Source organism: Photorhabdus luminescens subsp. luminescens (assembly GCF_001083805.1).
Taxonomy (GTDB): Bacteria; Pseudomonadota; Gammaproteobacteria; order Enterobacterales; family Enterobacteriaceae; genus Photorhabdus; species Photorhabdus luminescens.
Window position 1 is genome coordinate 335,506 of the sequence record NZ_JXSK01000008.1, and the last position, 12,997, is coordinate 348,502.

Consider the following 12,997-nt stretch of genomic DNA (forward strand, 5'->3'; position numbering starts at 1 on the left):
TTTTTTTGACATTAATTTTCCCACAATGAAATAAATAATTCATCTTATGATCCAAAATGAGATATTTTATTTTCATTCCCGTGTTTATGATAATATTGATTAATTAACTTAAAGTTTTATTAATTTTAACTTGCACCCACCCATAGAAATAACATATAGTCCAATTAAAGCCTGCGCTCTTAATACAGATTATTATTAATTGACTCTGCAAGACATAATTTTGCGGAGAGATTTTTTTTATGCCAACAACGTGAGAACGGTATCACGTGAGGGAAAATTACAATGAATAGGGAAAATATATCTGCCGATGCATTGCCATCCGCTCTCGGCTGTTGCCGATTATTGTTGCAATTAGCTAAAGGTGAAGCTCAGGAACCACAACCTTTGCTTTCCCACAGCAAACTGAAACCTGCAATAAAAGAATATGGCGAGGCACATGATGTTAATCTGACATTATGCCATTTAAAATTCCTCAAGCTGACTCCCAAGCTACTGCCTCTGGCCTTTCGCGACAAGCAGGGAGGATTTGTCGTATTAGCACGCCTTTCCGACGATCAGGCCCTGATCCAATCTCCTTATGCCGTTTCACCCGAAATGCTTCCCATCAATGAGTTAGAAGCCAGATGGAGCGGGGAGGTGATCCAGTTACGAGAAGCTTCCCTCAGGTTCGATGTCTCTTGGTTTATACCCGCGTTTATCCACCATCGCCGCCTCCTCGGCGAGGTGCTGCTTTTTTCCCTGATGCTCCAGCTACTTGCTCTGGTCACCCCGCTGTTTTTCCAAGTAGTGATGGACAAGGTATTGGTGCACAAAGCGTTGTCCACTCTGGACGTACTGGTGATAGTGCTAGTGGTGGTTGGGCTGTTCGAGGTGGTGCTCCGAGGGCTGCGCGAATATCTTTTTGCCCACACAGCCAACCGTATCGATATCACCCTAGGAATCAAGCTATTCCGGCACCTACTCGGCCTGCCCCTGCTCTACTTCAAACACCGTCAGGTGGGCGCTATCATCACCCGGGTGCAGGAACTCGACAACATTCGCGACTTCCTGACCGGCTCCATGCTAACCCTGTGCGTGGACCTAGTCTCCGCCTTTGTCTTCTTCGGGGTAATGGCCTGGCTGTCGCCGACCCTAACCTGTGTGGTACTGGCGGTATTGCCACTCTATTTCCTGCTAGCCTGGCTGAGCTCCAAACCGCTGCAACAACGTATCGAACAACAGTTCCAGACGGCTGCCCTCAATACCTCATTCCTGAACGAGTCCGTCAGCGGCGCTGAAACCATCAAGAGCCTGGCGGTAGAACCTAGGATGCAACGACGCTGGGAATCCCAGACCGCAAACATGGTCGAAGCCGGTTTCCGCACTCAAACCCTCAATAGCTTCATCAGCCACGGGGTTATGTTGCTACAGAAGACGACCGGTGTCGGGATCATCTGGCTAGGCGCCAACATGGTGATCTCTCTGGAACTCACCATCGGCCAACTGATCGCTTTCAATATGATGGCGTCCCACGTCAACCAACCCATCGCCAAGCTAATCGACCTGTGGCAACAGTTTATCCAAACCCGGGTCGCCGTCGATAAGCTAGGCGACATACTCAACCTGCCTGTCGAGCAGGAACAGGGGAGTATCCGTCCTCAGCAACCACTCTCCGGCGATCTGCAAATACGCAACCTGGTGTTCCGCTACCAGCCCCATCAAGCCCCAGTGTTGCAGGGAGTCACCCTGCATATCAGGCCCAACGAGAACTTAGGCATAGTCGGTCCCTCCGGTTCAGGTAAGAGTACACTGACCCGCTTGTTACAGAAGCTCTACGCTCCAGACGAAGGAGAGATCTTGATCGACGGCATTCCCCTGCATCGGCTGGACCCCAGTTACCTGCGCAGCCAGATCGGGGTGGTACTACAGGAAAACTACCTGTTCAACCGTAGCGTGCGCCACAACATAGCGCTCAAAGCTCCCTCTGCCTCGCTGGAGAAGGTGATGGCCGTCGCTAAGCTGGCGGGCGCTCATGACTTTATCCTGCAACTACCCTTGGGTTATGACACAGTGCTGGCCGAAGCCGGCAGCTCTCTATCGGGAGGACAACGCCAGCGCATTGCCATTGCCCGCGCACTGATGGCCGACCCCAGGATCTTGATCTTCGACGAGGCGACCAGTGCCCTTGATGACGAATCCCAGGCGCTGATCCAAGCCAACATGGCCGAGATCGCTCAGGGGCGCACCGTCATCACCATTGCCCACCGCCTATCCACGGTACGTCACTGCGACCGCATCATTACTCTGGAGCAAGGCCTTATCACCGAATCGGGCAACCATCGCCAATTGCTGGCTAAAGGCGGCTGCTACGCCAGGCTATGGCAGATACAGCAAGAATTACGCAAGGAGGCGGAGTAATGTCACTTAAGAAGCACCTAAAAACCATTCACCTGGCCTGGCGTCGGGAGCGTAGCGCTCCTAAAGCGACGAAACGTACCCGCGACGAGTACGAGTTTCAGCCCGGCTACCTAGAGATCGTTGAACGCCCGCCCGCTCCTTGGGCAAGGTGTACAGCAATGGCACTAACCCTGTTTCTGCTAGTGGTTCTGCTCTGGTCCATTGTCAGTCACCTAGACATCCATGCCAACGCCGCAGGCAGGCTATTAGTGTCCAGTCACTCTAAGGTGATCCAATCCCTTGAAGCTGGCGAGATCGTGGCGATCCACGTGCGTGACGGACAAAGGGTAAAGGCAGGGGATGTGCTGATCAAACTCAACCCCATAGGAGTCGAGGCCGAGTTAAAAGAGCAGCAGGAGCAGCTAAACTTCAAGCGGTTAGAACTGGCTAGACTACAGGCCCTGCTAACCGACACCCCCACTGAACATTTCGCCGTACAGGAAGATATACCGCAAGCACAGGTCGAGCTGGCTAGAGAGCACCTGATCAGCGTCTGGAAAGAGGTAGTCGCCAATCTAGAAAGCCTGGATAGCGAGATGAGCGTCAACCAAGCGAGCCAGAGTGCGCGTAACGCCGATATCACCGCACTGGAGAAGCTGGCGATCAATATCACGGTGCGCCTTGATGCCCGTCGTACCCTGGCCGCCAGCAAGTTACTGCCAAAAGTCGAACTACTGGAGCAGGAGAAGGAGAAGCTAGAGATCGAACGCACCCTTTCTCAACAGCATGCCGAGCTGACCGTCCTCAAGGCGCAATATCAGGTACTAGAGGAGAGCCGGGACCGTTACCTGGCTAAGATCCACCGGGAATACTACGACCAGTTGAACGAAGCTCAGGCCGCCATTGCGGTGATGACGCAGCAGTTGATAAAGGCTGGCGAAAAACAGCGGCTACAGAGCCTGCGGGCACCGGTCGACGGTGTAGTGCAGCAGCTAGCGATCCACACCTTGGGAGGCGTAGTGCAATCGGCTCAACAACTCATGGTGATCGTGCCCGATGATACCCTCCTGGAAGCCGAAGTGATGGTCTTGAACAAAGATGTGGGGTTCGTGCACGCCGGTCAGCCAGTGGAGATTAAGGTCGACTCCTTTCCCTATACCCGCTATGGCACTATACGGGGTAAGGTCGCCCACGTCTCCAAGGATGCGGTCAAGGATGAGCAGCTAGGTCTGGTATTCCCTGCTCAAATCCAGATGGAGCGCTCCTCCATCGCAGTGGACGAACATGAGGTACCGTTACAGGCAGGTATGAGTGTCACCGCCGAAATCCGCACCGGTGATCGGCGGGTGATCGACTACCTACTCAGCCCACTGCAACAGTACCAGTCCGAAGCATTGAGGGAACGATAATGTCAATCATCGAATCTACCCTGTCAGAATCGATCATCATCGACGAGTCCAAGGCCGTGGCGGATGGCGGCCTCCTGGCCCTAACCCACGCTGCCCGCCATTTCAACTTAGCGGTGGAACCGGAACAACTGATCCACCGTCTCGGACGCACTCAAGGAGTCTCAGATAGTCAGGATCTATGCCGCTGTGCCCTGTGGATCGGTCTAAGAGCACGCCACATCACCACAGATATGAGCCGTCTCGATACCCTGCCCCTTCCTATCTTGCTGGACACGGAGCAAGGCTGGCAGGTGCTAGAGAAAGTCGAAGGTGAATTCGTTACCTTGTATCAGCCGAACATGGGTAAGACATGCCGCTATCCCCGAACCGTCTTAGTTAGCCACTGGCAAGGCAGCGCCGTACTGCTGGCAGAGGCAACCGAGCAGCCGAAACAGCAGCGGTTTGGCTTCGGCTGGTTTGTGCCTTCCATCCGCAAACATGTCATTCAGTTCAGGAACGTGATCCTAGTGTCTCTGATGCTACAAGTGATCGCCCTGGTGACCCCCATCCTGTTCGAAAACGTGATCGATCGGGTGCTGGTCAGCCGCAGTCTATCTAGCCTGCAAGTGCTAGGAATCGCCATGTTGACTCTGGCTTTGTTCGAGCCGGTCTATGGCTTCCTGCGTTCCTGGCTATTCACCAATCTCGCCAGCAAGGTCAACTCCGAGCTTTCCAGTCGCCTCTATCAGCACCTGGTAACTCTGCCTATGGGCTATTTCCAGCAGCGTCAGACCGGTGAGATCATCGCCAGGGTACGCGAAATGAACCAAATCCGTCAGTTTCTCACCGGTTCGGCGCTGACGATGATACTGGATCTGGCCTTTGTCGGCCTGTTTGTAGCCGTGATGTTCTCCTACGCCACCGAGCTAACCTGGCTGGTGCTCGGTTCCCTGGTGCTCTATTTCCTGTTCTGGCTAGGTGTCGGGCCCGTGCTACGCGCCCGGGTATTACGAGAGTACGAGCTAGGAGCCGATAACACCGCCTACCTTACCGAGTCGGTCACCGGCATTGAAACCATCAAAACCAGCGCTGCCGAAGCCGGCTTCCTGCATCGCTGGGAGCGGCAACTGTCTGCTTTCGTCCGCGCCTCATTCCGCGCCAAAGTAGTGGGGATCTTGGCTGGTCAGGGGATCAACCTAATCCAGAAGCTGACCTCCGCCCTACTGCTATGGTGGGGCGTTACTCTGGTCATGGAGGGCAAACTTAGCCCAGGCGAGTTGGTGGCTTTCAACATGCTCTCGGAACACGTGACCCAGCCGATTCTGCGTCTGGCCCAAGTCTGTCAGGATTTCCAGCATACCCTAATCTCGCTACGCAGGATCGGCGACATTCTTGATGAGAAAGGGGAAAGCGGCAATGGCGGCCTAGCCTCCATACCCAAGCTACAAGGAGGAGTGAGCTTCAAGGGCGTGCGCTTTCGCTACGACGAGGATGGTCAGGAGGTGTTACGCAACCTCAACGTCGAGATTCATCCCGGTGAATTCGTCGGCATCACAGGACCGTCCGGCTCGGGCAAATCCACTCTGGCTCGGCTGTTGCAGCGCCTCTATGTGCCTCAGCACGGCCAGGTATTGGTGGATGGAATCGATTTGGCGATCGCAGATCCGGCAGCACTGCGCCGTAACATGAGCGTAGTGCTGCAAGAAAGCGTGCTGTTTGCCGGCACCATCGCCGAGAACATCCGCTTGTGCCGCCCTCAGGCCAGCGATGCAGAGGTGTATGAAGCCGCGACTCTGGCCGGTGCCGATGGTTTTATCAAGGCGTTGGACCGGGGCTATGAGACTCAAGTCGGCGAGCGTGGCGGTCAACTCTCCGGTGGGCAACGCCAACGCATTGCCTTGGCCCGAGCGTTATTGACCAACCCGGGGATATTACTACTGGATGAAGCCACTAGCGCCCTGGACTACGAGTCGGAAGCAGCGGTGATGACCAACCTGCAACGCATTACTCAGGGTCGCACAGTGATCAGCGTCGCCCATCGCCTCAATACCCTGCGTCACGCCCATCGGATTCTGGTGATCGACCAAGGTCAAGTGGTCGAACAAGGCAGCCACGAGCAACTGCTCGCCTTGGACGGGCTCTATGCCCGGCTGTGGGCCTTGCAGATGAAGGATTGAGTCCCAGATCGCAGACGGCCAGCCATAGCCATTCTTGAAGAGTTTAACCCATAAATACCAAATTAGAATTTTTCTAAGGAGAACCATTATGCCCAATAACAGCTACCAATCGCTGCTCGCATCTGCGCAAGCGACCCTTAAAGAGATGAAGCACAAACCGAATACCGAGGCGTTGATCCAAACTATCAAGCAAGGGTTTAGTAAAAATAATCATAAGTGGACCCCTGAGCTAATAAACAAGCAGAAAATGCTGGAGCACGCACTGGAGAAAAACGCTTATATACGCTACAGCAATGACCTGCCAGTTGGCGCCAGCGGCCTCAATGAAGGTGAGCAACGGTCATTTGTCAATTATATCAAGGCACTGGCTGGGCGTACCACCAAGGTTGATATCTTGGTACAAGGCAACGAAAAGGCAGCTCTGTCTTCTCAAACCGATGCCATCTTGGGCAGTGCCGATGCCTTCCGAGTGCTTCCCAAGGATTTCAAGCAACGCCATAGTGCCCGAACCAATATTGGTGCGAGACTAACCATCAACGTTGACAAAGCACATTTCAACTCGCTTGCCAATGCGTTGACCCAATTGTTCAATGATGACAATCGTGGCTGGCTGGAGCAGGCCAAAATCATGGGCCCGAAAAATCTGGGAAACCGCACCGACCAAGCAGTGATTTATCTTTCCAGCGCCGGTGTCGAACATGCTCATGCTATCGGCAATAAGCTCAATAAACTGCTACCGGCGACGGCCTTTATTGAACACACTCCGACTGGCATGTATCGCGTAGGCAAAGGCATTGCCTATTCTGAAACAGTTGAAGGTGAATCGAGCAGTCATGGTCAATCTCGAGCACGCCTGATCGCGGCTGCGAGCACAGAATCCTTGCTCACCAATACACCGATCGAAAAGACCCTATCGAGAACCTTGCAGAAGCGCGGGTACGATATACACAATCCAGCCTTGCTGGCGCAAGCGGTACGGGATCGCGATCTTAAGGGGAGGTTAATGTCCATGATTGGTGGAGCCGAGCACCGCCAAGGCAGCACCGATATCCAGCAGTTCGCCATCGATCCTGTATTGTTCGCCAGATCCAACACCATCAGTGCCGAGACATTGGTTAGAGCGGGGAGACTCCCGGCAGAGGGACATGCCCAGTTAGTGAAAGTCAAAGCAGGATTATACGAGCTCGAATACGCTGCTCAAAGCACAAATGATATCGCTAAGGGTAACGTCGACAGCGTGCCGGCGTATTTCCTCGGCTACAACGGTTCAAACCAAGCCAACACGATACCAGCCTATGTGGATATTCCTAAACATGCGGTTCCGGGGAGTTTTCTGTTTACTGGAACGTTGTCGGGATGTTCGCTGGTGGTGACCAACCTTGATGCTGATACTTACCGGGTCTACCACGATAGTCGAGTCAACAGTTCGCTGCTGTATGACAACGTAGTCATGGCAGTGGACTATAAGGATTATCAGATAGCAGGCACCACTAAAGGCTTCGCTGCGGCGTACATGCAATACGTTAATGGTGAATGGCAACTGGCGTTTCAGCGCCAAGAGTATCAGCAAGATGGTCAAACGCTCTGGCCGAAGTCGCGCAACAGCGAGGAACCAATATCGATCCAGACCGCTAACAGTCAAGTGGCTGAACGTAACCAAGCCCAGTTCGCGACTTACCGTGAGAGGATTCATCAACAACTGAAAAAGATCGCTACTCAGTTCGGAGTGCCCGTCGAAGGGGTCTCTGATGGCGTATACAAAGAGGGCGAATTTTCTCCTCATCATCCGGCGATTACCGCGTGGATTGAGCTGCATGATAAGGTTCAAGCCAAGATCATAGCAGACACTCAACAGTTGGTAGACAAACGAAACGGACTCTATAAGGCCCGCAGTGACACCAGCGAAAATTTTCAGCCTGCACTGATTGATCAACAGATAAAGCAGATCAATATTACGCTGGAGTACTACAAAGCGCGATACGATTCAGTCTTGGATGAAGCGCTCTCCGTCGAACAAAGCTGGTTATGGCAGCAAATCAAGTCCAAGAGCGGTGTAGATGCAGTAGTGCGGATTGACGATACGTCCATCCTGAGCAGCAGCAAGGAGCACACCAGCAACATGGGTGAGCGTTACGCTATTGTCGAAGCTTACCAGCGAAACAGACTGGATGCCGAGTTTACTGATGGCTTGCGCAACTTCCAAGATATCAGTATCCCAGGTTTTGACAATAGGATGTCGGCCTTGGAGATGAAACGTCTGTTTCTTGACGGCCAACTTACTCCTAAACAGCGGGGCGCCTTGAGCAGCCGCATCACTGAAACCAGCCGGGCCGAATACATTGACAAAATACTGAAACAGACATCGGTGTTCAGCGAGGATTTTCATCGTGCCGGTAGCAACTTCGATCGTCTGGCGCCACAAGATTTTTATCTGTCGTTGGTCGGAGATGTATCTGGCGGCCGTTGCTATCCCTTGGTCAGGGCGATGGCAGTAGCGCTAGCCAACAGTGGCGAGGCGGGTATCAACAGTCTGGTAGAAAAACTCTACCTGAGCGGGGCTATGGCTTCGTTCGCTGACATCGGCGGCGCCAGCGAACATCTGCCGCAAATCCGTCAGGTTTCTGAGGCGGCGCTAGTGCCATCACTGTCCTAAGGTAGCACGAGAAATAACAGAAGGGGCGGCATGCCCCTTCAGATCGCTGACAAACCTCATTGAAAATGAACTGCCCTCCAAAAAATTCGCTTAAAATTAAATGGTATGAGTACGGTAGAACTCCGAAATCAGACATTATTAATGGCTTAGTATAATCTGCCCAACTTTTTAGGGTTACTTCACACATTGACCGAGATCATTCTCAATATTATGGCAACATTAAACTACCACCACATAATAAACCATCTTGATTAAATTGGAGATACAACGCATATTTTTGATATTCATATTTTATCCAGTTGTTAATGTAACCAAGGAGTATATCCATTTTGCCTCCACCTTTCATTAACGGCTCTCCTAATACTTGGATTACGCTCTCTGCATCCCATCCTTCGCTGATATTAGATAATAGAAACCCTGTAAAACAGGCATAACCTTCATTACCACTAAAATAAAAGTGAATATGGTTTAATACACCCTGTCGGAAACCTATTTCTATTCTAGAATGAACAAAACTATAATAAGTTGTTTGTCCAACTGTATCGTTATACTCCGAAGGATCTTGTGATATTTTTGGCTGTTCTCCTATCGCTAGACAGAGTTCATTAAACTCCTTAGATAATTCTGTTGTGCCAAGGGCACTAGTAAATTTTTTCCAATCAATCATCACTTAATCACTCCCATCTTACGATTACACTTCACCAATAATACCAGTATTCAGAATAATAAGGCTTTCCGCCGTCATCTTCACTTATTCTAAGAGCACCTAGCTCTGAAAAACCATCAGGTAATCGTAAGTTCCACTCTTTGCATAGGCTTCGTTCACTCAATAAAATTATTTTACCAAACCGACTATATCCATTACGCGTATGTTCATTGAAATACTCCTCAGATATGAATATACATATTTCACTTTAAAATATATCAGGCAATACAATGGAACAAGTAATTCTTATATTATTTTCGTTGTCTGGCTTCGCTTTATAAATGTTATAAGCTGCACCTATCAAATCTTGATCACAAATAGATTGAATGTTTCTATTTGTCTGTTTTCCTTGTACCAATGCTGAATGCACCGGGATTTTGACATTCCGGTAACTGTAAGAATAATCATTTTCAGTGATAACAGGAAAATAGGTTTTATATGATTCGGACCATATTTTCAATGAGCGTAGTCTACGTGTAATACCACGCAGTTTTTTATTTCACAACACTATTCTACGCATAGATATTTATAACTTCCTTCCTTTAGCAGCATCAGTTTTGGTTCACCGTACCATCTAAGTTTAAAACAGCCTTAAATTTCCCTTTGTTATTAAAAATCTCAAGATGGTTTTTATGTTGACCATCAAGATATAGCTAATCGCTTTTTCAATATTATTATTAGCTTTGTAAACACTCTACCCCTGATATATTTTGCTGGTTTTTTGTGTACTATTTTTATTTGAGTACCAAAACCGGATTGAGTAAGAAATTCTTTCATATTTCCAACATCTCCACCGTCTTTTGCACCCGCTTTACTAATTCCGCCTGCAACTCCCGACGCTGCCGCAATTCCTGCCTGCCCCATAATCTTCACGATTTCTTACGTGGTTTCTTATGAGCCCCTAGTCAAACCAATATTAAAATGTCACCCTGTTCTCCAAAATAGAAATGTCACTTTTTCAAGATAGGTTAGCGTATAATCTGTACAATGCAGACTTGATGTAAAGAAGTGACTTGTTTAAACCGAATATGGATAAATTAAATTTATGAAAGCGATTTCAATAGTTGCACCAGCAGGACAGAGCATTGCCGTTGGCAAGAAAACATTAGAAATCAGAAAATGGTATCCAGATCTCTCAGATAATGAAGATTTGTTGATCATCGAAAATCAGCATTACCTGTTAAAAGACGGAGACGAAGAAATAGGGAAAGCCGTTGCGATCGTTAAAATCAGAAACATTCGACCATTTGAAGAACAAGATATTGAGGCTGCATGTGCATCTTATTTTGAATCAGGTTGGTTAGCATGGGAACTGACAGATGTAAGATGTATTGAGACTCCAATTGAAATGATTGCAAAGCGAAAAATTTATGAGGTGGATTGGGAACCAAGCTTGGTAATCGAAGCAAAATAGAGATGAGCAGCGACACGATGCAAAAAAATTTATTATGACCAAGAATCAATTCCCTGTTATCCAAAACAAATTGTCACTTTTAGCTAGAAAAGAGAACAAGGGAGTTAGCACTATTTTTCAGGCAGTTCGAAAGTCCAACGCCGCTATAAGGTCGGCTATATCAGCCGATGTCATGCTGACCGCCACACTGGCATGACCCGCTATTACAGCCAGCACCCCAGTTTGCACCTTAAAGGCAACTGGCTGGAAGAAGCAGGCTTTGCCACCGGACAGGCGGTGCAGGTGAGAGTTGAACGGGGACAATTGATTATTCAGTTGATTGACAGAGACTAACGGCTAAAGGAAAAATCCCAGCTCTCAGGCTGGGATTCAATATTTATTGATTACCACCACTTAGGATAATCATTAAATGCCTCGTATAACGCGTGTCTCGAATCATCAGTTAGCTTTTCTCTACCTTTTGCTGATGTGGTATAACCATCCAGATCTTCTTTAGCACATGACCACTCAAGCAAATTCTGGACAGGATTTAATAACAATTCAAAAGAACCATTCATATCTTTAAGAAGAGCAATATCGTTTCTACGCATGTTATCGACAAACGCATCAAAACATTGACATTCTATCCATAACTGTAAGTTCACATCTGAACTATAACCAAATTTATTTACTCGGATTGTAAGATTAAATTTTATTGATGGTATGTGCTCATCAAGTTCTATTACATCCAGTGCAATATTTATAGGACTTTTAATTTCTATATCCATTTAATGTGCTCCTACATAACGGGCATGAATGATCGTTGGCAACTCATTTGTTGCGCGTGGCGGTTTAATTTCCAGTTGCCAACCATCTATAGTAATTCTCTCACCATATGGCATATTATTTTTTGTGGCAGTATTTACAGCGGATTGAAAACTCCTCAGCTCTTCCTGGCTGGCGAGTCTTACGGCTTCAGGTGTATGCGTCACAGCTTTTGATGCCGCATATTCCGCCATATGTTCAGTAGCATTCCCGTGTACCCAGACTTTTTTCCCATTCGGTAATGACATTTCAAAAGATTTAGGAATCACCGATCCAGGATACACTGGCTGAGTACCTTTAATGGAATCGAAAACGGTTCCTGTTGATAACTCACTACCTTTCGCAGCATTAGTTGCAACAATTTCAGTTTTTCCATTAGGCAATGACTTTCCATCAAACTTACCAGTAGAGTGCTCAACGTTCGTCACTGTGCCCTGATTTCTCTGGCTGTATTTTCCTTCACCCGCACCCCATTGAGGAAGCGTGTTTTCTGTTTTACCGCCCACCCCCGGATTTTTAGCCAGTGCCAAAAAAGTCTTCGCAGCCACATACTGCATCACCTTCGCTTCACTGGTCGGGATGCCGCTGGCCACAATTTCAGCGGCTTTCTCCGGCGTCATTTTCTCACTGGACATCACCACATCCAACGGGACACCGAAGAAGTTCCCCCACGCCACAATCAGCCCTCTGGCTGGATCTTGACCTTCGGGATGGGTGCCCCGGGCTTGCCTCGCCAGCTCTTCGGATAGCTGATCCGGTGTAGCACCTTCCTTGTACATCTTCATCGCCAGTGAACTCTGTGCCCGACCGTACTCCGCCATGCCTTTTGGCAAGCTCAGCGCATTATTCTCAATCGCATTCTTCGCGGTCTGCGCTCCATCAACGCCGCCCGCTGTCGAATCTGTCACCAGCCCTGCCGCTATCCCTCCTGCCAGCGTAGACAAATTACTGATTTTTTCCTTCTCATCCGCTGTCAATTCGCTCAATTTCTTAATCCGGGTAAAGCGCTCCGGCGATAACTGAGGCCGCCAGCTCGCCACCCGCAGCCCCCACCGACCCTGCAATAGCTGAACCCCCTTTCAGCTCGGCTATCACCCCGCCCAGAATCGCATGCGCCACCACGTTTGTCGCTTTTTCCTCCGGAGTTAATTGCTCATATGCCTTATCTCCGTAGGTCACCTTTTTCACCGCATTCGACAGATAAGGGGCCGCTCCGCTGGCTATCGCGGCCTTAATATCGCCACCCGCCAAACCTTGAAGAGCCGCAACCACCGCAGTTACCGCCTGACGACGATTACCACCAATATCCGCCCCCTGCCCTTTGATGGCGCCGTCATAGGCTATCTTATACGCCCTATCCGCAATAGTTTCCGCTGTGACAATACCGTTTTCCTGCTTTAACTGCGCCTCCGCTTGCTGTTTCAGCGCCTGCTGCCTTTCCGGGTCTTTCAATGCTTCCGTAGCTTTTTTCGTTGCAGT

10 protein-coding genes and 2 pseudogenes are annotated in these 12,997 nt (G+C 49.6%); 6 read left to right on the forward strand and 6 right to left on the reverse strand.

Going from position 1 to position 12,997, the window contains the following annotated elements; all coding sequences use genetic code 11:
• The first annotated feature begins 282 nt into the window (after positions 1-282).
• The 4 genes from TI10_RS18235 to TI10_RS18250 all read left to right on the forward strand — a co-directional run bounded on the left by TI10_RS18235 (position 283) and on the right by TI10_RS18250 (position 8,594).
• Positions 283-2,397 (forward strand): type I secretion system permease/ATPase, encoded by a 2,115-nt coding sequence (locus tag TI10_RS18235; protein WP_049584794.1) that lies wholly within the window; start codon positions 283-285, stop codon positions 2,395-2,397.
• On the forward strand, positions 2,397-3,785 hold the full coding sequence (locus tag TI10_RS18240; RefSeq protein WP_049584795.1) for an HlyD family type I secretion periplasmic adaptor subunit: 1,389 nt from the start codon (positions 2,397-2,399) through the stop codon (positions 3,783-3,785). The genes TI10_RS18235 and TI10_RS18240 overlap by 1 nt, the downstream gene beginning before the upstream one ends.
• Complete coding sequence (locus TI10_RS18245; protein WP_049584796.1) at positions 3,785-5,941, forward strand: type I secretion system permease/ATPase; 2,157 nt, start codon at positions 3,785-3,787, stop codon at positions 5,939-5,941. The genes TI10_RS18240 and TI10_RS18245 overlap by 1 nt, the downstream gene beginning before the upstream one ends.
• A gap of 88 nt (positions 5,942-6,029) precedes the next feature.
• Entirely contained in the window at positions 6,030-8,594 is a 2,565-nt protein-coding gene (locus tag TI10_RS18250; RefSeq protein WP_162202302.1) for a T3SS effector HopA1 family protein, read from the forward strand.
• 208 nt (positions 8,595-8,802) lie between these two features.
• On the opposite strand, the gene TI10_RS18255 is transcribed toward TI10_RS18250, so the two are convergent.
• The 3 genes and pseudogenes from TI10_RS18255 to TI10_RS18260 all read right to left on the reverse strand — a co-directional run bounded on the left by TI10_RS18255 (position 8,803) and on the right by TI10_RS18260 (position 10,164).
• Positions 8,803-9,261: a hypothetical protein gene (locus tag TI10_RS18255; protein ID WP_049584797.1), complete on the reverse strand. Its 459-nt coding sequence runs from the start codon at positions 9,259-9,261 to the stop codon at positions 8,803-8,805.
• Between the two features lie 31 nt (positions 9,262-9,292).
• A pseudogene (locus tag TI10_RS26720) lies at positions 9,293-9,760 on the reverse strand (DUF3916 domain-containing protein).
• Between the two features lie 182 nt (positions 9,761-9,942).
• On the reverse strand, positions 9,943-10,164 hold the full coding sequence (locus TI10_RS18260) for a hypothetical protein (RefSeq protein WP_049584798.1): 222 nt from the start codon (positions 10,162-10,164) through the stop codon (positions 9,943-9,945).
• 181 nt (positions 10,165-10,345) lie between these two features.
• Here TI10_RS18260 and TI10_RS18265 point away from each other — a divergent pair, with 181 nt between their 5' ends.
• Together TI10_RS18265 and TI10_RS18270 are read left to right on the forward strand one after the other, a co-directional pair.
• Positions 10,346-10,714, forward strand: coding sequence for an ASCH domain-containing protein (locus tag TI10_RS18265; RefSeq protein WP_049584799.1), 369 nt, complete (start codon positions 10,346-10,348; stop codon positions 10,712-10,714).
• 126 nt (positions 10,715-10,840) lie between these two features.
• Positions 10,841-11,026: pseudogene (locus TI10_RS18270) on the forward strand (SymE family type I addiction module toxin); the annotation flags it as partial.
• Between the two features lie 71 nt (positions 11,027-11,097).
• Here the strand turns inward: TI10_RS18270 and TI10_RS18275 are convergent.
• Genes TI10_RS18275 through TI10_RS18285 form a run of 3 tightly spaced genes read right to left on the reverse strand, consistent with a single transcriptional unit; the run spans position 11,098 to position 12,970 of the window.
• Positions 11,098-11,481 carry a hypothetical protein gene (locus tag TI10_RS18275; protein WP_049584800.1) on the reverse strand — a complete coding sequence of 128 codons (384 nt, stop codon included), beginning with the start codon at positions 11,479-11,481 and terminating at the stop codon, positions 11,098-11,100.
• Positions 11,482-12,558: a VENN motif pre-toxin domain-containing protein gene (locus tag TI10_RS24655; protein WP_162202305.1), complete on the reverse strand. Its 1,077-nt coding sequence runs from the start codon at positions 12,556-12,558 to the stop codon at positions 11,482-11,484.
• Positions 12,509-12,970, reverse strand: coding sequence for a hypothetical protein (locus TI10_RS18285; protein ID WP_049584801.1), 462 nt, complete (start codon positions 12,968-12,970; stop codon positions 12,509-12,511). Before TI10_RS18285 ends, TI10_RS24655 begins: the two co-directional genes overlap by 50 nt.
• Positions 12,971-12,997: the final 27 nt, after the last annotated feature.

Coding starts and splice junctions, on each gene's coding strand:
- TI10_RS18235 (WP_049584794.1), top strand. CDS start 283: ATGAATAGGGAAAATATATCTGCCGATGCATTGCCATCCGCTCTCGGC.
- TI10_RS18240 (WP_049584795.1), top strand. CDS start 2,397: ATGTCACTTAAGAAGCACCTAAAAACCATTCACCTGGCCTGGCGTCGG.
- TI10_RS18245 (WP_049584796.1), top strand. CDS start 3,785: ATGTCAATCATCGAATCTACCCTGTCAGAATCGATCATCATCGACGAG.
- TI10_RS18250 (WP_162202302.1), top strand. CDS start 6,030: ATGCCCAATAACAGCTACCAATCGCTGCTCGCATCTGCGCAAGCGACC.
- TI10_RS18255 (WP_049584797.1), bottom strand. CDS start 9,261: ATGATTGATTGGAAAAAATTTACTAGTGCCCTTGGCACAACAGAATTA.
- TI10_RS18260 (WP_049584798.1), bottom strand. CDS start 10,164: ATGGGGCAGGCAGGAATTGCGGCAGCGTCGGGAGTTGCAGGCGGAATT.
- TI10_RS18265 (WP_049584799.1), top strand. CDS start 10,346: ATGAAAGCGATTTCAATAGTTGCACCAGCAGGACAGAGCATTGCCGTT.
- TI10_RS18275 (WP_049584800.1), bottom strand. CDS start 11,481: ATGGATATAGAAATTAAAAGTCCTATAAATATTGCACTGGATGTAATA.